The organism is Chloroflexota bacterium, from assembly GCA_023475225.1.
Taxonomy (GTDB): Bacteria; Chloroflexota; UBA6077; order FW602-bin22; family JAMCVK01; genus JAMCVK01.
The window spans coordinates 26103-46391 of the sequence record JAMCVK010000033.1; the positions used below are offsets into that span (position 1 = coordinate 26103).

Annotated in this window: 22 protein-coding genes and 1 pseudogene; 13 read left to right on the plus strand and 10 right to left on the minus strand. The window is 55.0% G+C overall.

The window, feature by feature from the left end; translation table 11 throughout:
• The first annotated feature begins 81 nt into the window (after positions 1–81).
• The 6 genes and pseudogenes from M1136_07735 to M1136_07760 all read left to right on the plus strand — a co-directional run bounded on the left by M1136_07735 (position 82) and on the right by M1136_07760 (position 5352).
• Complete coding sequence (locus tag M1136_07735) at positions 82–366, plus strand: BMC domain-containing protein (protein MCL5075526.1); 285 nt, start codon at positions 82–84, stop codon at positions 364–366.
• A gap of 60 nt (positions 367–426) precedes the next feature.
• Complete coding sequence (locus M1136_07740) at positions 427–771, plus strand: BMC domain-containing protein (protein ID MCL5075527.1); 345 nt, start codon at positions 427–429, stop codon at positions 769–771.
• Positions 772–901: 130 nt separating this feature from the next.
• Positions 902–1228: a EutN/CcmL family microcompartment protein gene (locus tag M1136_07745; protein MCL5075528.1), complete on the plus strand. Its 327-nt coding sequence runs from the start codon at positions 902–904 to the stop codon at positions 1226–1228.
• Positions 1229–1269: 41 nt separating this feature from the next.
• Positions 1270–3072 (plus strand): adenine deaminase, encoded by a 1803-nt coding sequence (ade, locus tag M1136_07750; GenBank protein MCL5075529.1) that lies wholly within the window; start codon positions 1270–1272, stop codon positions 3070–3072.
• 37 nt (positions 3073–3109) lie between these two features.
• The gene (locus M1136_07755) at positions 3110–3808 is read left to right on the plus strand and encodes a cyclase family protein (GenBank protein MCL5075530.1); all 699 of its coding nucleotides are present in this window, start codon (positions 3110–3112) and stop codon (positions 3806–3808) included.
• A 137-nt stretch (positions 3809–3945) separates the two neighbouring features.
• Positions 3946–5352 (plus strand): annotated as a pseudogene (locus M1136_07760) (UbiD family decarboxylase).
• Here the strand turns inward: M1136_07760 and M1136_07765 are convergent.
• From M1136_07765 to M1136_07785, 5 genes are all read right to left on the minus strand, one after another.
• Positions 5288–6097: an ATP-binding cassette domain-containing protein gene (locus M1136_07765; protein ID MCL5075531.1), complete on the minus strand. Its 810-nt coding sequence runs from the start codon at positions 6095–6097 to the stop codon at positions 5288–5290. The pseudogene M1136_07760 and the gene M1136_07765 overlap by 65 nt on opposite strands.
• Positions 6098–6099: 2 nt before the next feature.
• A complete protein-coding gene (gene cbiQ / locus M1136_07770; protein MCL5075532.1) occupies positions 6100–6876 on the minus strand; it encodes a cobalt ECF transporter T component CbiQ in 777 nt (258 codons plus the stop codon).
• 29 nt (positions 6877–6905) lie between these two features.
• Positions 6906–7190, minus strand: a complete 285-nt coding sequence (locus tag M1136_07775; GenBank protein ID MCL5075533.1) for a PDGLE domain-containing protein — start codon at positions 7188–7190, stop codon at positions 6906–6908.
• A 13-nt stretch (positions 7191–7203) separates the two neighbouring features.
• A complete protein-coding gene (locus M1136_07780) occupies positions 7204–7842 on the minus strand; it encodes an energy-coupling factor ABC transporter permease (protein ID MCL5075534.1) in 639 nt (212 codons plus the stop codon).
• Between the two features lie 124 nt (positions 7843–7966).
• Entirely contained in the window at positions 7967–8179 is a 213-nt protein-coding gene (locus tag M1136_07785; protein MCL5075535.1) for a CooT family nickel-binding protein, read from the minus strand.
• A gap of 238 nt (positions 8180–8417) precedes the next feature.
• Between M1136_07785 and M1136_07790 the strand changes: the two genes are divergently transcribed.
• The 3 genes from M1136_07790 (at position 8418) to M1136_07800 (ending at position 12567) form a co-directional block, all read left to right on the plus strand.
• Complete coding sequence (locus M1136_07790) at positions 8418–9551, plus strand: trypsin-like peptidase domain-containing protein (GenBank protein ID MCL5075536.1); 1134 nt, start codon at positions 8418–8420, stop codon at positions 9549–9551.
• Positions 9552–9570: 19 nt separating this feature from the next.
• On the plus strand, positions 9571–12144 hold the full coding sequence (locus M1136_07795) for a PBP1A family penicillin-binding protein (GenBank protein ID MCL5075537.1): 2574 nt from the start codon (positions 9571–9573) through the stop codon (positions 12142–12144).
• 204 nt (positions 12145–12348) lie between these two features.
• Positions 12349–12567: a hypothetical protein gene (locus M1136_07800; protein ID MCL5075538.1), complete on the plus strand. Its 219-nt coding sequence runs from the start codon at positions 12349–12351 to the stop codon at positions 12565–12567.
• A 174-nt stretch (positions 12568–12741) separates the two neighbouring features.
• Here the strand turns inward: M1136_07800 and M1136_07805 are convergent, their stop codons facing one another.
• The 3 genes from M1136_07805 to fba form a co-directional block, all read right to left on the minus strand.
• The gene (locus M1136_07805; GenBank protein ID MCL5075539.1) at positions 12742–13788 is read right to left on the minus strand and encodes a class I SAM-dependent methyltransferase; all 1047 of its coding nucleotides are present in this window, start codon (positions 13786–13788) and stop codon (positions 12742–12744) included.
• A gap of 167 nt (positions 13789–13955) precedes the next feature.
• The gene (locus M1136_07810; protein MCL5075540.1) at positions 13956–14987 is read right to left on the minus strand and encodes a 6-phosphofructokinase; all 1032 of its coding nucleotides are present in this window, start codon (positions 14985–14987) and stop codon (positions 13956–13958) included.
• Positions 14988–15011: 24 nt separating this feature from the next.
• On the minus strand, positions 15012–15866 hold the full coding sequence (fba, locus tag M1136_07815) for a class II fructose-1,6-bisphosphate aldolase (GenBank protein MCL5075541.1): 855 nt from the start codon (positions 15864–15866) through the stop codon (positions 15012–15014).
• A 387-nt stretch (positions 15867–16253) separates the two neighbouring features.
• Here fba and M1136_07820 point away from each other — a divergent pair, with 387 nt between their 5' ends.
• The 4 genes from M1136_07820 to M1136_07835 are packed head-to-tail and all read left to right on the plus strand — an operon-like array spanning position 16254 to position 18135.
• The gene (locus M1136_07820) at positions 16254–16547 is read left to right on the plus strand and encodes a nucleotidyltransferase family protein (GenBank protein ID MCL5075542.1); all 294 of its coding nucleotides are present in this window, start codon (positions 16254–16256) and stop codon (positions 16545–16547) included.
• Entirely contained in the window at positions 16544–16882 is a 339-nt protein-coding gene (locus M1136_07825) for a DUF86 domain-containing protein (GenBank protein MCL5075543.1), read from the plus strand. Before M1136_07820 ends, M1136_07825 begins: the two co-directional genes overlap by 4 nt.
• A 9-nt stretch (positions 16883–16891) precedes the next feature.
• Complete coding sequence (locus tag M1136_07830) at positions 16892–17470, plus strand: sigma-70 family RNA polymerase sigma factor (GenBank protein MCL5075544.1); 579 nt, start codon at positions 16892–16894, stop codon at positions 17468–17470.
• 17 nt (positions 17471–17487) lie between these two features.
• Entirely contained in the window at positions 17488–18135 is a 648-nt protein-coding gene (locus tag M1136_07835; protein ID MCL5075545.1) for a zf-HC2 domain-containing protein, read from the plus strand.
• Here M1136_07835 and M1136_07840 read toward each other — a convergent pair.
• Both M1136_07840 and M1136_07845 read right to left on the minus strand, forming a co-directional pair.
• A complete protein-coding gene (locus M1136_07840; protein ID MCL5075546.1) occupies positions 18132–19073 on the minus strand; it encodes a carbohydrate kinase family protein in 942 nt (313 codons plus the stop codon). The genes M1136_07835 and M1136_07840 overlap by 4 nt on opposite strands.
• A gap of 177 nt (positions 19074–19250) precedes the next feature.
• Positions 19251–20289, minus strand: a 1039-nt coding sequence (locus tag M1136_07845) for a hypothetical protein (protein MCL5075547.1), incomplete at its 5' end; no start/stop codon positions are given.

Here is a 20289-nt window from a genome sequence, read left to right on the forward strand (position 1 = left end):
ACAGAACCATTCTAGGCAGCAGTAGCGAACGAAAAAGGGCAAAGCTATCCTAAATAGCGAACTTCTTAAGGAGGAACAGAAATGGCAGACGAAGCTCTGGGAATGATCGAAACGCGTGGTTTGGTCCCCTCCATCGAGGCCGCTGATGCCATGGCTAAGGCCGCCAACGTACGTATCCTGGGTCAAGTAAAAATTGGAGCGGGCTTGGTCACCATAATGATACGTGGCGACGTGGCCTCGGTGAAAGCAGCGACTGAGGCTGGAGCTGTAGCTGCCCAACGTGTGGGTGAGCTGATTTCGGCTCATGTCATCCCCAGGCCGCACAGTGAGGTAGAATCCATTTTGCCTCAAGCGCCGACGCCGTAGGCTCTCACGCTCGAAGAAAACGACACTCGGCCGACCCGGTGGAGCATTTAGGGATGGGGAATGATGGAGAAGGCCCTTGGACTAATAGAGATGGAGGGCCTGGCCGGAGCAATAGCGGCCGTCGACGCGGCGCTGAAAGCGGCTAAGGGCTCTATTATAGGTTATGAATATATCATCGGCCCGATTGGATTGGTCACAGTGAAGATCGAGGGGGATGTAGCCTCGATCGAAGCTGCCATAGCCGCCGGGAAAACAGCTGCCGAGCGAGTAGGACATGTACTCAGTGCTCGCGTCATCCCTAAGCCAGATGTAGAGCTGCGCAAGGTGGTGAGAAGTCCAGACACCACCGGACCAGAACGGCGTCCGCCACGGGTCCTGCCCAAGGAGCTCTATACCACTGGCTAGTGTACGGGTTAGCCGATGGGGATAATTTCTGTCCCCCCAGCCCAAATAATGCGGTGCTGGGGATAAGGGGAGGAGGCTGGGCAAAGGTAGCGTGGCCTGCTTGGGCCATTGTGAGGAAGGAGTCGGACATATGTTACTTGGTAAGGTGATTGGTACAGCTGTGGCCACACGAAAGGATCCTAACTTAGAGGGGACAAAGCTCCAGGTTGTTCAGTTGCTTGATTCCGCCGGACGCCCTCAGGACCGTACACAGGTGGCCGTGGATACGGTGGGGGCTGGGGTGGGTGAGACGGTGATCCTGACCATTGGGAGCATGTCTCGCTTCGCTTTGAAAGGCAAGGAGGCCCCTACGGATGCGGTCATTGTAGGGATCGTTGACCACATCGAAGTTGAGAAGGAGCCAACCCTACCACGGCCACCTGCCGCGCTATTGGAAACACCTCTCACTTGGGATTAAACAACCGATCTTACCGCCTGTAGGGAAGGGACGAATGATAGATGCAAGGTGTCCCTAACGCAGCTGGGCAACAGCTGGAGATGATCGATGCCCTACTGGGGCAAAAGGCGGCCGACCTCGTTCTCAGAGGGGGACGAGTTGTCAATGTGCTTAGCGGTGACGTTTATCACGCTGACGTGGCCGTAAAGGGGGATCGCATTCTTAAAATTGGGGATGCTTCTGATCTGGTCAATGAAAAGACGCAGGTGGTAGATGTGACTGGCAGGTTCATCTCTCCAGGTTTCATCGACTCTCATATGCACTTCGAAAGTAGTATGCTCACTATAGCGGAGTTCTCGCGCCTCTCCATTCCCACGGGAACAACCGTCTTAGTAGCCGATCCCCACGAGATTGGAAATGTGTTGGGCCTTGAAGGAATAAAGGCTATGGTGGCTGAAGCGGCCCACGTGCCTAATCACGTCTACTTCGTTGTCCCCGCCCTCACCCCGGATACCCCCCACCTAGAGACCCCAGGTGCGGAGATCACTTCCAGGGACATGGATGAATTGCTTGCCTTGCCTCACATCCTGGGGATCGGTGAGATACAGGGGTTCAGCAATGTGGCCAACGTCTACACCAGTAGGCCGGAGGTGCTGAAGGACCTGGTGAAAGCGACGGCCCAGGCGCGTTATCAGGGCAAGATAGTCGAAGGCAACGCCCCCGAGCTATACGGCCGAGAATTAGCTGCCCACATTATCGCCAGCGGGGGAGATACATCTTGCCATGAGACCACAAGCAAGGCCGAAGCCCTGGAAAAGCTGCACCAGGGGATGTATCTCTATATGCGTGAGGGTTCGACGGAGCGTAATATGGCCGAATGCTTAAGGGCCATAAAGGAGGAGGGACTGGATACCCGTCGGGCTATCCTAGCCAGCGACGATATGGTCGCCGAGGACCTCATCCGTTTCGGCCATATGAACGACATCATTCGGCGAACGATTGCCGCAGGGATTGAGCCGATCAAGGCCATTCAAATGGCCACCATCAACCCCGCCGAGCGTTTTGGTTTCCAAGACCTTGGCTCACTCGCCTCTTGGAAACTGGCCGACATGGTCGTCCTCAGCGACCTCTATGAGATGAAAGTGGAGGACGTCTATCTGAGAGGAAAGTTAGTGGCTAGGGAGGGGAAGATGATTGAATGTATCTTCCTTTATCGCTACCCCGAACATACTAAGAACACGGTGAAGAGAGAGCCCATCTCTCTGGACGAATTGGCCATCACCGCGAGTGGCTCCGCAGTCAGAGTACGCTGTATCCAACTGATTCCCAACCAGAATATCACCGCTACCTGTGAGGTCGAACTCGGCGTGGTCGATGGCCATGTCCCGCCTGCTGTGGAGAAAGACGTCCAGGCCATCGCTGTAGTGGAGAGGCACGGGCGCGGTGGCCACATAGGAAAGGGTTTCCTCCATGGCTTCGGCTTGAAGCGGGGGGCCATCGCCGAAAGCGTCTCACACGATGCCCACAATATCATCGTCACTGGCACTAACTATGAAGATATGGTCGTGGCTGTCAATGCTGTGATCAGGATAAGAGGGGGGATAGCCATCGTCAGTGGAGGGCAGGTCCTGGCTGAGCTCCCGTTGCCCATCGCCGGGCTAATAACCGACGAGCTATCCGGAGAGGAAGTGTCCCAAAAGATAGCTGAGATGCACCGCCTCGTGCGTGAGGATCTTGATTGCCCGCTTCATGCCCCACTTATGCACCTATCATTTCTCTCACTCTCCACCAGCCCGAAGTGGAAGATCACGGATAAAGGCCTCATAGACGTAAATACATTTCAGGTGCTTGACCCAGTGATATAATGGATTTGTATGTTGCCGTACCGGAGGGAGGCAAAGCATGCGTTACATCGACCTGTCCCAAACGATTACGGAGGAGATGCCCGTCTTTGCGCTCTATCCCAGAGTGACCATCAGACGCCAGTGGACTACCTATGCCGACTTTCGCGATGCGCAGGGTCGACCCACGGGCTACGCTTCTAACGCTTGGTTCATTGGCGAACATACCGGTACCCATATGGATGCACCAATCCATTTCAATCCTCAGGGGGTCTCCCTGGAGCATGTGAGGCCAGACGTCCTCATTGGGGAAACGGTGGTGGTTGATGTTTCTCATTGCAAGCCCGACGAGTATTATAGTGTGGACGATATACTTCGCTGGGAGCAGAAAACGGGGGAGAGGATCAAGGAGGATGACATCGTCCTCTTTTATACGGGGATGCCCAAATATTGGGATAACAGGTATTTCTACTGTAATCATTATCCTGGCCTCGATAAAAAGGGGGCTGAGTTGTTACGTAGCCGTCGGGTGCGGGCTGTGGGCACAGATACGATCAACCTGGATCATCCCCAAGATTTCACCTTTCTAGCCCATCACACTCTCCTGCAGGCTTTCCCAAAAAACATCCTGGTGATGGAGAACTATTGCAATCTGCATCTCCTGCCCCCGCGCTTTTGGCAGATCTGCACTATCCTGAAGGTACAAGGGGGGGACCGCTTGCCCTATCCGCCCCCTGGCCCAATTACCTTAGAGGAGTAGCGATGCCACTTATACCGAAGCGAGGAGATCAGGATGAAATTCGAGGACTAGCCCCTCCCCCCATCGCCCTGCCTTACAAGCGCGAGATGCGGGAAGGGCTTCCAGCAGCACCTCCGCCGCCGGTGGCAGCGCATTCCATGCGTAGTTATGTCCAACACCTCCGCGAAACGGGGCAACTCCTGGAGATAGAGCGGACGGTTGATCCAAAGTTCGAGATTGCCAACATTATCCAGGCACTAGATTTTGGCTCCTACCCGGTTCTCTTTCACCATGTGAAGGGCTATTCCATGCCGGTTGTAGCTGGGCTTAACGGAAGCAGAAGTCGCTTCGCCGAGCTGCTGCATACGGACAACGCGGGCATCGTCCATAAGATAATAGAGTCCTTACAAAAGCCCCTGCCGTACCGCATCGAATCGACTGGCCCGGTGAAGGAGCGTCGGCTAACAGGATACATAGACTTGCTTCGCCTCTTGCCTGTGCCAACCTGGCACGAAAAGGACCCCGCACCTTTCATCACCGCGGGCATGTATATCTGGCGTGACGCAGAGACAGGCAAGCACTATACGGCCATCCTTCGTTCCCAAATCGTTGGGCATAATCGCTTCAACCTTTACACCAGTAGTGAGCACTTGCTGGAACAGTACGCTCATTTGGAAGCTAAGGGTCGCCCGTTGGAGATAGCCGTAGCCATTGGATTGGACCCCTTAACCATGCTGGCTTCGCAAGTCTCCTTTCGGCGCTTCAAAATGGATAAATTCGAGCTGGCTGGTGCCCTGAGGGGGGCACCGCTGGAACTGGTTCGCTGTGATACCATCGATCTAGAGGTTCCCGCCGAAGCGGAGATCGTTCTTGAGGGACGAGTGCTGCCGGGCATACGAACTGCTGAGGGTCCTTTCGGTGAGCTGGGCAAGTATTACGGCGGAGTCAGCCAGCGACCGGTGGTTGAGGTTACAGCTATAACTCATCGCGAGAGTCCTATCTTTCAAGTCATCCTGCCTTAGGAGGCGGCCATGCACCGACCAGTAATGAGTCGTGAACATATCACCCTCATTGGTCTGGGTCTTGAAGTGACCCTTTACCTCCATGTGCAACACTCTGTCCCTACAGTCCAGGCAGTATATCTTACACCCGGAGGGGGCTGTCGCTGGCACGCCGTGATTTCCATCGACAAGCGCCTTGAGCCAGAGGGACATTCGGCTATCCTTGCCGCTTGGGCAGCCAGTCGTGAGATAAAGCTAGCCATCGTGGTAGACAAAGATATCGATATCTTTAACCCAGAGAAGGTGGAGTGGGCCGTGGCCACCCGCGTGCAGGCTACGAAGGATGTCCTCATCGCCCCCGCCTTTCGTGGATCCTATCTAGAGCCCTCCAGTATGGAGGGGGTGAGCGATGTGATGGGCATAGATGCCACAGTGCCCTTAGGAACCCTCGAGGATCGCTTCACTCAAACCTATATCCCTGGTGAGCAGGAGATAAGCCTTAAAGATTACCTCTCAGAGGAGGACCTCCAAAGACTGTCGAGAATGAGGGCGGAGCAGCTCTAGCAGCACGTTCGACTGTGGCATAAAGAGGGAATCTATCAGGATGGAGCAGGCCGTGACGCTGTAGCAGGGGGACATCCGCCAGGATCAGGTCGGTCGGACCATCGGCCATTACTCGCCCCCCATCCAAGACGATCGTGCGGGCGCATACAGTTCGTACCATATCCAGATCGTGTGTGGCGATGACCCTGGTCAGCGGAAGGTTGCTTAACAGTTCAATTATAGTCCACCGTCCCCGGGGATCCAGGCTGCTGGTTGGTTCATCGATCACTAACAGCTGCGGACACATAGAGAGAACAGTGGCGATGGCCACCCGTTTCTTCTCTCCTATGCTGAGGTGATGTGGTGAGCGTGCCTTGCAACCGCTCATCCCTACCTGATCCAGGGCCTGGACTACCAGCTGCTGTACTTCCCCCGCAGCTAACCCCATGTTGAGCGGACCAAAGGCCACATCGTCGAAGACCGTCGGGGAGAAGAGCTGATCGTCCGGATTTTGAAAGACCAGGCCCACCTGGCCCCTGATCCTTTTCAGATGCCTCTCTTCAACCGGCAAGCCGAATATCTTCACCATTCCTTTCCCCTTGAGGATTCCATTGAGATGCAGCAGCAGGGTAGATTTGCCTGCCCCATTGGGTCCAATCAGGGCCACCGTTTCCCCGCGTGTCATGGTCAGGTTGACATCGTGTAGGGCCCAATGTCCATCCGCATAACAAAAGGAAAGGTTCTCTACCTCTACAACTCTATCCAAGATTACACTCCTCTATAACCCCAAAGGGCGATAAGCGCCAGACAGAGGACGAAGCCAAGCATGAAATATAAATCTACTCGTTCAAATCGCAAGATACGCAAGGGCCGATGCCGCCCTTCGTAGCCCCGCGCCAGCATCGCCTGGTAGACCCTCTCGCCCCGCTCATAGCTGCGCATAAACAGGGTGCCGATCATGTTTCCTATCGTCCTTACCTCCCAGTCCCAGGGCCGCTTCCCGAAGCTACGACTCTCCCTGGCCTGTCGCAGGCGCTGCGCCTCGTCCATTAGAACGAAAATGTAACGATACATGAAAGAAAGCACCATCACTATTACCAGAGGTAACCTCAATTGTTCTAAGCCCTTGAGCAGACGAGAGAAGTCGGTCGTGCTGGATAAAATGAGCATGCCCAAGCTGGAGAGCCAGGCCTTGATCAGAACATTTCCCAGAATAGCTAATCCGCTGTAAGTAACCGCTATCTGCCAGGGTCCAACGTCAAGGGAGGCGGCCACCTCTCCCGCCTTGAAGAAAGGGATGTAGATGGCGGACATCAGGACGAAGGGCTCAACCACTAGCGATCTGCTCAAGATATAAGGAAACGACAACCTGGCCAGGAGGATCAGCGCAGCGATCAGGACGAAATACAAGAGAAAGATCCCCCACAAGGTGGGCGGGGTAGCTACGACGAAAAGGACGAAAAGCAGTACGGCCACAATCTTGGTGCGGGGATCAAGGCTATAAATGAAACAATCTCGTTCGTCGTGAGCACTCGGCTGGTTCACCGCAACCCTCAACCCATCCCCTTGGCCGCTCAATCCACTTCCCTGCGGCGCAACAGGAGGCCCAGGGCGTAGGTAAGGACAAAGAGGATGATCGTCCCCAGTAGGCCGGCCAGGATCGTCGCTATGGCCGGGTTAGCGACGCCGGGGAAGGCATAAGCGGGGATTAGCTGGAAAAGCGGCGCGCGAGTTGCTCCGCCGAATCCTATCTCCTCGGCCACTCGCTCCAGTCCATCCGGCCAGGAGGAGGCGAGAGGCGAAAAGAGGGATACCAGTATGGCCAGAAGCAGACCGTAATGCCACCATTTCAATTTCATCTGAACCTCCAAATCAGATCCTTTCTAACGCTAGTAGATCTTTCCTTGTGGCCAGCACGAAGCTGAGCACCGCCGCCGTAATCAAGCCTTCGCCGATGCCAATGAGGGCATGAATACCGGCCATCGCTGGCAAGACGACCACAAGCGGTGAGATGTCCGAGACGACCAGCTCTAGAGCGCAGGCTACAGCGGCCAGAAACACCGAGGCCCAGGCACCCAGGAAACCACCAACCAATCGGACAGATTTACTCCCTCCCAGAAGCGCTGTGAGCCCATTATAGAGATAGTAGCCAACGAAGCTGGCGATGACGCCCATATTGAGAACGTTAGCCCCCAGGGCTGTGACCCCACCATCCTGGAAGAGAAAGCACTGCACGGCCAGGACAGCAGTTATCACCAATACAGCCGACCAAGGACCCAAGAGAATGGCAGCCAGGGCCCCACCGATGAGATGTCCTGAGGTGCCGCCGATGACTGGAAAATTAAGCATCTGGGCGGCAAAGATAAATGCCCCCATCATCCCCATTAAGGGCACCTGTCTTTCGCCTATCTTCTTATGCGTCTCCCTGACGCTGTAACCGATGGCGCCGGCCGAGACGACATAAGTGCTTGCGGCCGTGGTCAGATTCAGAAATCCATCTGGGATATGCATTTGTTAAACCTCCTCGCTTTTTTCTTCAAACAAAGACCACGAAGGTGACGGCCAGACTTCAGACCAGCCCTTGCGACCTTCGTGGTCCCTTCAAAGGATATTCGATTAGCCTATGCGGCCTACTTCAGGCGCCTGTCGGCGACTTGCCCTCCATCTCCTCGAGGACAATTCTATGTTTCAGGAAATCAATGCTCCTCACCCTCGCCTGCACCAACTTCTGCTCTCCCAGCAGATCAGCCAGAAGCAGGCGATCATCTTCCGGCTGAAGCAGGATGACGTTCTCCATGATCTTCTTTTCCCGCCCATCGGTAGCAACAAAGGCGGTAGCTTCACACATAGCCATCACCTCCTGATAGCAAAAGATCACCTCGCTTCGATCTTCAGACCGAGCCTTGGTGATCTTCACGATCAACGAATCAAACTATTTTAGGATCCAGGCTGGTTTCATACCAGCCACCATAGTTATAATGCTTCAGGGGGAGGTCGTCAAGTCCATTATGCTATAATGATGCCACATGATTTGGCGAAGCTATCAACTGGATGGTGGACCAAACGCCTCGGGAGGAAATCTGACCATGAGGACAGCTATCGGTCGAATTGGCTATTCCCTTATTGTTTTCCTTCTGTTTTCCTTAATCTCCCTCGGTTGTTCGGAGAGCATCCTTGGCAGAGGCGCACCGGCCACTCGCACAGCCATCGCTAGCAGAAGCACCTCGCTTCCGCCGTCGACCGTGCCCACCCCTACTACGGTGGACCAGCTGACTCCAGCAGAATCCTTAACCCTTGTCCAGGTGGTAGAGAGGGTGCGCCCCGCGGTAGTGAATATCACTACGCAACAAATCTCCTACGGTGATTTCTTCCGTCCGGTTCCCATCGAGGCCGGCACAGGCTCGGGCGTGATTATAGACAAGGAGGGACACATCATCACAAATAACCACGTGGTGGAGGGAGCGGAGCGCTTGAAGATAACCCTGCCCGATGAGCGCTCTTTTGATGGTAGGATCATAGGCACGGATCCGCTGTCGGATTTAGCCGTGGTGAAAATCAACGGCACCGATTTGCCAACTGTGGAGCTGGGCGACTCCGCTGCCCTCCGCATTGGAGAGCCGCTAGTAGCCATCGGGAATGCCCTGGCCTTGTCCGGTGGTCCCACGGTCACCTCTGGGGTAGTCAGTGCCCTTGGTCGCAGTATCCGACCGGATAGGGGAGGTGTCCTCTACGACCTTATCCAGACTGATGCAGCGATTAACCCGGGCAACAGTGGAGGACCACTAGTGAACATGCGCGCTCAGGTGGTAGGCATCAATACGGCCATAGCTGCCGCTCCTGGTGGGGGTATTGGGTTTGCCATCGCCATTAATTCGGCTAAACCGATCGTCCAGGAGCTGATCGCCTTGGGGAAGATAATTTACTCTTATATGGGAATCGACTTTCGGGCAGTTACACCAGCCCTGGCCGCACGGGCCAGTCTCCCTGTGAGTAGAGGGGCGATCGTCCTACGCGTGGGGCAGAATACCCCCGCCAGTGAGGCAGGCATCCGGCCGGGTGATATTATCGTGACCATAGATGACCAGGAGGTCAAGGACGATGTCACCCTTCTCAAGGCGGTGCGCAAACATAAGCCTGGTGAGACGGTCCAGGTGACTGTCGTGCGGGATGGAGATAGGCGCACCTTCAAAGTGACTCTAGGGGAGAGGCCAACAGGATAGGAGGCTGAACGGGCAGACCATGGATCACAGGAACAATATTCCAGGGAATAAACACAACCGGACCAAAACAGCGGGGCGGTATGGGCAAAGGGTGGCCTCCCTCTACAACAGATACCGACGACTGCACCATCGTGGTTCTACGGCTGGACGAACGTGGAAACTCCTCCTGGCAGCCACTCTCATCTTACCGCTCCTGGCTGTCTTTACCTTGGGTGTCGCTGCCGCAGCAGCTTATGACCTCTATATTAAGGATTTGCCCTCCTTAGAGAAACTGGAGAAACGCCAAGTCTTCAAGACGACGAAGATTTATGATCGTAATGGTCAGCTGCTTTACGAGCTTTGGGACCCTCAAGCTGGCCGCCGAACGGTAGTTCCCCTGAGCGAGATGCCTCAAACGATAATTGACGCCACTATCGCCACCGAGGATGCCCATTTCTATGAAAATCCGGGAGTCGATCCGCTGGCTATCCTGCGCGCTGCCTGGCAGAACTATACCGGGCGACAGGTCGTAAGTGGAGCCAGCACTATCACCATGCAACTGGTGCGTAATGTCTTCTTTACATCTGAGGAGAGGTATCAACAGACGTTAAGCCGCAAGATCAAAGAAGCGATCCTGGCTTACCAGCTCTCACAACGCTACTCTAAGGACCACATTCTGGAGATGTATTTGAACGAAATCTATTATGGGAACCTCTCCTATGGCATAGAAGCGGCCGCCTGGTCCTACTTTGGGAAACATGCCCGGGACTTAACCTTGGGTGAGGTGTCCATGCTGGCTGGACTGCCGCAAGCGCCCAGCGAATACAATCCTCTGCTGAACTATAAGGCCGCTAAGCAACGTCAGGCGGAGGTTCTGGAACGCATGGTGAAACAGGGCTATATTACTGCTGAGCAGGCAGAGAAGGCGAAAAATGAACGCCTCACCTTCGCCAGACAGGGTTTCGACCTGAGAGCACCACACTTCATGATGTACGTCCGGAATCTCCTGGAAAGGCGCTTCGGACCGGAGAAGTTGTACTATGGAGGGCTGCAAGTCCAAACCAGCATTGACTCTAACCTTCTGGCCATCGCCGAAAAGGCAGCGCGTGAGCACATCGCCAAGATCAAGAACCGTAATGCCAACAACGCTGCTTTAGTGGCCATCGATCCCAAAACAGGCGAGATTCTGGTGATGTTGGGCAGCGTTGATTACTACGATCCAAGTATTGATGGACAGGTCAATATGGCTATCGCTGAACGTCAACCAGGCTCGACCCTTAAACCGTTCACTTATGTCACCGCCTTCGAGCGAGGCTTGACTGCGGCCACTGTAATTATGGATCAGCCGATTGAGTTCCCTGGCGATTCTCGGCAACGAATCTATCGCCCTCATAATCACGATTGGAAATGGCACGGGCCAGTAACGGTTCGTCGTGCTCTGGCCGCTTCACTCAACATACCCGCCCTCTTGACGCTGAAATACATCGGTATTCCGGCCCTCCTGGACACAGCGCACAAGATGGGAATCACCAGTTTGACCGACCCCAACCGCTATGGGCTATCCGTCACCCTTGGTGGTGGGGAGGTGAAGTTGACCGATCTGACCTTTGCCTATGCCCCTTTTGCGAACAATGGTCGACAGGTTGGGGCAGCGGTACCATTGCCGGAGAGGCAGCCCGGGATGCGAGAATATGAGCCAGTGGCCATACTCAAGGTCACTGATGCCGATGGTAAAGTGCTGTATGAATACAAGCCTGGCGAAGGCAAACAGCTGATCACCCCCCAGCAGGCTTTTCTCATCAACAGCATCCTCTCTGATGATGAGGCTCGACAGGGCACCTATGGCAGACATAGCTTTTTATCCCTTTCCAGGCCCGCCGCAGCCAAGACGGGCACCACTGATGATTATCGCGATGGCTGGACGATCGGCTATACGCCTGATCTGGTGGCTGGGGTTTGGGTAGGCAACGCTAACAATGAGCCGATGAAGGACGTCTATGGCGTCGCCGGCGCCGGCTACATCTGGCACAACTTTATGGAGGATGCCCTTACCTACCTGAATAAGCCTCCCACTCCCTTTCCTAAGCCAGAAGGACTGGTGCAGGCCCAGTCCTGTGCACTTGGTCGAACTGATACGGCCTGGAATTCACCAATGGTGACGGAGTGGTTCATCAAGGGCACCGAACCTCATAAGGGGCTTGATGGCTCCCCTGGGGGATGGATTCTGGATGTTACCACTACCCGAAGAGACGATGGCTTGCCTGAGGTGCAGACGGTGCAGCGGCCCATCCTCACCTGTGCCTCCTGGCCAGGCGTCTGGCCGGCGGCACCTACACCGGAGAGTCGTACGCCTCCTTCACCAACTGCCGTGACCGAGCCAGCACCAGCTAAGGTGGTGGTACCCTCGGTTGTGGGCTTGCCAGAGGCAGAAGCCCGGCGCCGTATCGAGGCTGCCAGGCTCAAGAACACCTACGCTAACTACCAGGGACACGACGCGCTCCCCGAGAGTGTACTACAAAAAGTGCCCATCGGGCACGTTCTTAGCCAGACACCCGAGGGAGGTACCATCGTCGCCCCTAGCACCACCGTCTATCTCGCCGTACGTAAAGACTAGCTCCTTCTATTTGTTGTAGGCTCTGCCCTGGCCTATACCCCCTTCTCCCGTCCTTCCCGGACGGGAGAAGGGGGGCAGGGGGGATGGGGTGACCTCTCCTGAACTCTCGCTTGCTTCAAGTTACTATTTAGTGTATAGTCATAACGTAATTGGTGAGTATGTAGGTTTGCTTCAGTGCGCCTTCGGGCTGGGGAGGTAATGGGGATGGAACGAGCTTTTCCTAAATGTCAAAAGTGTCAGACGGGTGATTTGGTACCCCTCTCCGATTTTGGTAGCCAAGGGGCACCAATTCACTACAAGGCCTGGGTCTGTACCAATCCCACCTGCGGTTTCAACATCAAGATTCGCAACGGCGATGTGTATATGAACGAGCCGGTTGGGATAGGGACAGAGAGAGCCTACCGTCAGCCACCCCGGGGTTAGCATCTTCTCGTAAGCTGGTCCGGGGAGACAAGCCGATTCAATAAGTCAGTCCTCAGATAAGGTTGCCTTCCCTATCTTGCAGAGCAGGGGCAGTTCTTTGAGGAGAACTTCCTGTGCCCCATCACTAAAGGCGGCCTCAGCGAGGTTCGCCTCTTGTGATCGGGTCGCCTTCTTCTACTTGTTGTCTTTCCTCGGTCGAATGCCCTCGAGGGCCCGCATGAGCCGCATCATTTTTCCCTGTCTGACGCGTTCCAGTTCATGGCTAACGTCAGCTAGACGGCTTTCAATCTCAGCCAGACAGTTTTCGATCTCATCTATATGGCTATCCTTCTCTCTGAGAAGATGCTCCAAATTCTCTGTATGCCTATCCTTGTCGTGACAAACCTGCCCCAGCTGGGCTTGAAGATTAGCAATGGCGTTATCCTTCTCCCACAATAGGCGCTGTGTCTGGGCATCTAAATTGATAAGGCGGAGTTCGAGCATCTTCAGCAGAATCTGAAAGCTCTGGAGCTTTAAGCTCTGCTCAGCAGTGTCCACCGGCCGAGCAGAAAATCTGGCTTTTATGCTCTCCAGAACAGACCCACCAGCCCCTTTAGCGGCCACGATTACCTGGCGATAAGAGGGGGCACGGTGGTCGTCAAGGGAGAAGTGCCGATTGTAATATTCATCAATTGGCCCTTGCATCTGTTCGGCAAAACCGATAGAGAGCAGATAGTGCTTGATGAACATCATCATCAACCAGTGGTGAAGGTAGCCAGAGGGGAAGGCGATGTAACTTAGCCCAGCATCAGTGAGGAGGGAGCAGGTATCAGCCAGTTCTGGCAGCCCATTTTGGAGGTGTTCCTTAAGCTGCTGTTGCTCGGTCTTCATTACCTGCCGGACGAACTCGAAGAGGATCGTCTCGGCCATCTCTACAGAGGGATCAGCGAAGGGGGCGATGAGGATTAGATAAGCCCCAGAGACGCGACTCAGTTCAGCAAGGAATTGCGTCCTGGAAGTCTTAGGTATATGTTCCAGGGTATCGGCCGAGACGACGACATCGATACTGGCATCAGAAAAGGGCAGGGATCGTCCATCGGCCACAACGTATCCGGGGGATACACCAGGCACGTTATCTACAATATACGTCGCCTCATCCGGCAAGAAAGCGGAAATATAACCTGGATAACCGCCGACATCAAGAACGGTTAAGCGCTCCTTTCTAAGCTGCTGCCGCACCATCCCCACAATTTGAGTGATTATCCAGTATCTCTGATATTGATCAAACGGTAATGAGAAGAGCCCTAACCCTTCTGCTTTCTCTGACTCTATCCTTCCCTCGCTAGTCCTTGTCCCTCCAGAGGACACTTCAAACCTCAAGACAAGATCGAATGGTGCACCCCCTGCCCTCAATAGAAGAGCTTAGACAACTCGTAAAGCTGGAGGTCCACTATCTTATTCTCAGCCACGGCATCAGCCAGCTTTACCGGGGCGATCCCGTTGCAGATCACCGCCGGCATGTAGCCGAACTTGTCCTCTTTAATCAGGTCAACAGCAGCAACTCCGAGGCGCGTGGCCTGGATGCGGTCGGTTACAGTTGGCGAGCCACCCCTTTGCAGATGGCCGAGCACCGTCACTCGTGTCTCAAACCCGGTGTGGCGCTCGATCTCCCGGGCCAATATCTCGCCTATGTACCGTTTGTCCAGGCGAACGTGGCCAAAAGCATCGCATTCGCCCAGATCGGTGGGTGTCTCTATGCCCAGGACCGTTGCCCCCTCGGACACCACGATGATGCTGAAATCCTTTCCTATCTCACGGCGGTGTCGCAGGTGCTGACAGACCGTCTCCACATCGGTAGGTACCTCCGGAATGAGGATGAAGTCGGCTCCCCCAGCCAATCCCCCAACAACGGCCACCCAGCCGGCGTCCCTCCCCATAACCTCAACGACCAGGACGCGATGATGGGCGCTGGCCGTTGTGTGTAGCTTATCGAGGGCATCAGCCACGACGGTCACGGCGGAATTAAACCCGATACAGTATTCGGTTGCAGCAATATCGTTATCCATCGTCTTGGGTACACCCACCACAGGCACGCCCAACTCGTACAAGCGATGGGCTACCCTAAGCGTATCGTCACCGCCAATGGCGATTAGAGCATCAATGCCGTACTTTTTGAGATTACCGATGACTGTCTGAATATCTTCTTCCTTCTTCAGCGGATTAGTGCGCGATGTACCCAGGATAGTACCACCCAACGGCAATATTCCGGAGACCGAATACAAGGTTAGAGGTTCCACGCTGCCTTCACCCAAGAGTCCTGCCCAACCGTTACGAATACCAATTACCTCGTAGCCATAACTGATGGCTTTTCTCACTATAGCCCTGATAGCCGGGTTCAAGCCAGGGCAATCTCCGCCTCCCGTTAAAACGCCAATTCTCATCGTACATCCCTTCCAGATTTCTAGCTAGGCCTTCCCACTTGCACCAAACAAACGAATCTTCTCCCGCACGGCCTCCTTCGTCGCCTCCTTAGCCTCCTTCAGGAATTTCCGTGGATCAACCTCATTGGGTTTGGCATCTACTGCGGTGCGCAAGGCACCAGTGAAGCGCTTATTGAGCTCTGTAGCAATATTTATCTTGCAGATGCCACTGGCGATCGCCTCCCTCACCCCATCATCGGGCACGCCGGAGGCGCCATGCAGCACCAACGGTATATTCGTTCGCTCCCGGATAGCGCTGATGCGGGGGAAGTCCAAATGAGCTTCGCGGCTTAACATGCGATGGATGCTACCCACAGCCACAGCCAGCGAATCGACAGCGGTCAGTTCTAAAAACCGCCTGGCCTCCTCCGGATCGGTCATCGTCGCCTCCAGCTCAGAGACAGTGATCTTGTCTTCGGTGCCACCGATGCGACCCAGTTCCCCCTCCACTGGTACGCCAACGGCATGAGCTATTTCGCAGACCTTCTTCGTCATGGCCACATTTTCCTCGAAGGGTTTAGCCGAACCGTCATACATGAGCGAGGTGAACCCGGCGCGCAGACAGCGCACGTTCTGAAGGAAATCCGTGCCGTGATCGAGGTGCAGGACGACGGGAATGCTGGCTAGACGAGCGGCTATTTTCACCAGCTCACTGGCGTATTCCAGTCCGGCGTAGGCGATAGCCCCTTGACTCACCTGTAAGATTACCGGCGCCCGTTCCTCGTTGGCTGTCTCCACGATGGCCTGTACCATCTCCATGTTGTTAGCGTTGAAAGCCCCAACGGCGAAGTGCTCCTCAAATGCTTTTCTCAGTATCTCTTTACTCGTTACTAGTGGCATCTCTCTTGTGCCCACCTTCGGGTGGGCTTACCTCCTTAGTAAAGTTGATAGGGTTTGAGAAGTCCTCCCAAACCCTGGATCCTCCCTGAATGGAGAATCTGGAAAGATGTTATAATGGTTTGAAAGCCACTATTACCGGTTGAATAGAGGCTATCCTATCCAAAGTATAGATTAAGGCCAGGCGCAAGTCAACTAATGTTGTAATTTATTAACGTTGCGTAAAGTCTGGCTCAACGGTAGGCGTGGTAGTAAGGCAACGGCTAAGGCTTTGGGGTGAATCTTTCTATCATCCTGGACCTGATTGAGAGCGACAGGCAGGGGGCGAAGAACAGGAAAACGCACTGCTGTGGGAAGGTTTATGCCGCTGCCAAATTTGGTGGTGAAACTATGAGCATCAAAGAAGACCTTTTGAGAACGCTGAGAGCGCTCAAACCGGAAATCCAGGCACGATACAAGGTTAAGGAAATCGGACTGTTTGGCTCTTTCGTTCGCGGGGAGCAAAGCGAAACCAGCGACATTGACATCTTAGTGGATTTTGCGGAAGGAGCCGACCTATTCGACTTGGTGGGGTTATCGCTCTTTCTTGAGGGACGACTTCAGCGAAAAGTAGACGTGGTCTCCAAGAGCGCGGTTCGGGAAGAACTTCGCGAGCGGGTGTTCAAAGAGGTCGCAACGCTGTGAGAGATTACCAGCTCTATTTAACGGACATCCTGGAAGCTATGGAAAGCATCGAAAGGTTCGTCGAAGGAATGAACCAGGAAGTTTTTCAGTCAGACGACAAGACGGCAAGTGCTGTGATCAGGAAGTTTGAGATCATTGGTGAGGCAACCAAGCAGATCCCTGAAGAGATACGCCGAAACTACCCCCAAGTGCCCTGGAATGAGATGGCGGGTATGAGAGACAGGCTCATTCACGCTTATTTCGGCGTGGATTACGGACTGGTCTGGAGGACGATCAAGGAGCGGATCCCTCGGGTAAAACCCCATATTCAAGGAATTCTGGGCAAGATCCAGTGAGCGCTGACAATGGATGAGGCCGACTTGATCGAGGCTAGCCAGCGTGGCGACCTCACCGCCTTTAATAGGCTGGCACTTCACTATCAAGAGCTGGTTTATAACCTGACCTATCGCATGCTTGGCGATGCTGAGGCAGCCGCTGATGCCACTCAAGATACCTTTCTCTCCGCCTTTCAGAACATCAAGAGGCTGCGAGGCGCCTCGTTACGGTCCTGGGTTCTACGCATCGCCACTAATGCCTGCTATGATCAGTTACGGCGTCGCCAGAGACGTCCCAGCGCCTCATTGGAATCTCTGCAAGAGATGCATGCCCTGCCTGAGCGGGGCGATTCCTCAACAACCCCTGAGGAGCACGTGCTGCACCGAGAGTTACAGGGATACATCCAGAGCGGTTTGGCCCAATTACCAGCGGACCAGCGCCTGGCCCTGATCCTTTCCGACATACACGGTTTGAATTATGCTGAGATCGCCCAGGTTACAGACAGTCCCCTGGGAACAGTGAAGTCGCGCTTAAGCCGAGGGCGAGCTCACCTGCGTGACTATCTGCTTACCTGCTCGGAACTTTTGCCGTCGCGCTTTCGTCTCTAAGATATGGGGGTGTGCCTATGCAGGACAGACAAAAGGAATGCCCAAAAGTACGGATGTTATTATCCGCTTACCTTGATGGAGAACTAGAACAGGACGAGAGCGACCTTGTTCAGGCTCACCTCGTTGTTTGCTCTGCCTGCGCTGAGGAGCTACGGACATTACAGGAAACGGTTCATCTCTTGCATAAGCTGCCCAAGCTTACTGTCCCTCGATCCTTTGCTATCACAGCCCCACCACCAAGGACTGCTCGGCTCCTCCTTTTGCAACGAGCTACGGCCACAGTCGCTGCCCTTCTCCTTATCCTGGCGATGGCCGGTCTTCTTCTCGGACAGGTGGCCATCCCTTCGCTGAGCAAGCCGGCGGCCACGCCGGAGGTGGTGGGGGAGGCGAGGGTGAAGCATCTGGAATCAGCGCCCGTACCCCCACCAAAGGTTGAGAAGCCGCTGACACCTGCAGGCGCTGGCCCAGAAGGTCTTGCGCTGAGAGCGGGGGAGGCGACCCCAAGTCCAGGGGAGCCAACTCCAAGTCCAGGGACCTGGGGTGAAGTAAGAACAGAAGGGTATTGGCTGAGCGGAGCGATACAGGTGTTGCTTCTCTTGCTGCTCATCCTGTCCACAGCCACCTTCATCGTCTGGAGACGGGAGAAAAGCCGGCGTTGGCGTTAAATCTGCATCGTTTGGTAGAGGTGCTCTAGATCCAGTTCTGGGCTAACCGTTTCTTTTGACATCAGGGTCAGAGCCGCGGCCGATACCCCCAGACGCATCGCTTCATCTACGGCGAAGCCATTGACCAGTCCATAGACGACAGCGGCCGTTAGGGCGTCGCTCGCTCCGGTGCGATCCACCACCTCACAACTGGGGGCAGGAATATGACCATAGCTATCCATCGTGGCGTAGACCAACCCCTGCTCGGCCAGGGTGATGATGGCCAACTCTACCCCTGCAGCCACCAGATGACGGGCCGCAGCCACAACGCCTGACATGCCCGTGATCTTATGACCACACAACACCTCCGCTTCGGCCAATGTTGGTGTGACGATAGCAAAGTGCTTCAGGTGTCTCTTTATCCTGCGGGCCAGAATGATGGAGACAGGGTTCACACAAGCAGGCACATGGTGTCGCCTGGCGATAGCCAGGATAGTAGTGACCGTGCGCGGATGTAGGTTTGCATCCATCACGATCATCTTCACCTGTCGGAAAAGGTGATGTTTGGCCTTGATGTAATCAGGGGTGATCTGACTCATCAGCCCCATATCATCGATGGAAACCTCTAGCTCTCCATCGGGACTGATAATGGCCAGATACTTGGCGGAGAGGGCATCGGGGCAGATGAGGACTTCGCTGATATCGATACCGGCCTCAGATGTCTGACGCAGGATGAGGCGACCGAAGCCGTCACCGCCGACGGCTGTAAGGAGGATGGGTCGCATGCCGAGGCGCCCAAGATTTTCCGCTATATTGCGGGCGGCTCCACCAACGCTGATCCTGATCTCACCGGGGTTGGATGTGGCTGGCAACAGCGTTTCCAGTGCTTTGCCCTTTACATCGATGCTGGCACAGCCGATAACAACGATCTCGGGATCAGGATATTTATCTGTGTTCATAGGCAGCGCGCCGACGAGTGCACAGGCGCTGTCGTGCTCACGACTTACGGCGCTCCTTCAGGCTTCGAAAAACGCCCCCCCCGTTTCGGATAAGAGCCAAGATCCTTTGCAGCGTTATTATATTGGAAATGGTCGAGGAATACAATGAATTTGGCCGGTCGGCTGGGGTCTCCAACCCTACCAGTGCTCCGGCAGTTCGGCTACTATGCGATTGGGGCCTTTCTGGAGCCTGATTCCTGGGATAGACTGGACGAGGGTAGCAGCGAGAGGAATGGGCATTGTCAGATTCAGGAAGAATGTGGCCCCCAAACCATTTTCCAGACTGAGGACGTCGCTTATCGACAAACCGGGCACATCTGGGAGTGTTGCCAGAATGGTTTGGAATTTCATCAGTTCAGCGATGTTCTGCAGCGGGGTGACCTGCAGTTCTACCCTCCCCTGGTAAAGGCCGGCTTCTAGGACGGGCAGCGGCCCTGGCGCAACAGATGGCGGTGGCTGTAGAGGTTCACCAGGCACGGATGGCTCCTGGGCAACGATGCCGGCCAGGATCTCCGTGATCGGGGGCGGTGCCTCCACCGTCTTGGCTCGGGTTGGTGTCAGAGGGGGCGGCGATGATAGCTCTTGGGGCGGCGCTTCGGTGATCATCGGCTGCTCTTTGGCGATCTCACGCAGTCCGATGGTGAGTCTCAAGGGAAAGGTATCTCTGCCCTCTCGTGCTGCAGCCAGGACGGTGCGTGGCTTCTCCCAGCGCACTATCTCTGCTACCTCTGGTAGGGCATGGAGCATCTCTATGATCGGTAGCGGCTCTTCCAGTAGAATCGTCAACACAGTTTCCCCTTTAGCGCTGCCGGTTGTTCCCTCCACCTTCACTGTGGGCATCTTTTCTAAATCGTCCTTCAGTTTCTGAGTCAATCTCCAATCAACCGTTGAGGGGAGTATCAGGTCGACCTTGCCTTGGTGTAGTATTTTCCCCTTCCCCTTGGTCGGCGGAGCAGGCTCCGTCGGCGTGATGGTTTCTGCCACGCCCTGAAGCTCTGGCTTCGCCGTTGGGGCCGCCTCCACAGGGCGAAGGGGTTCCCTAGTCTCGACGACAGGAGGCGCTGCTGTCGGCTTGGCCTCTTCTTGTGGTCGCCCAAATAGGGCGGCAAGGAACCTGCGCCCTTTAGGGGCCTTTTCTTGGGGAGCTCCTTTTGTGGGCTCAGGTGAGATAGCCGGT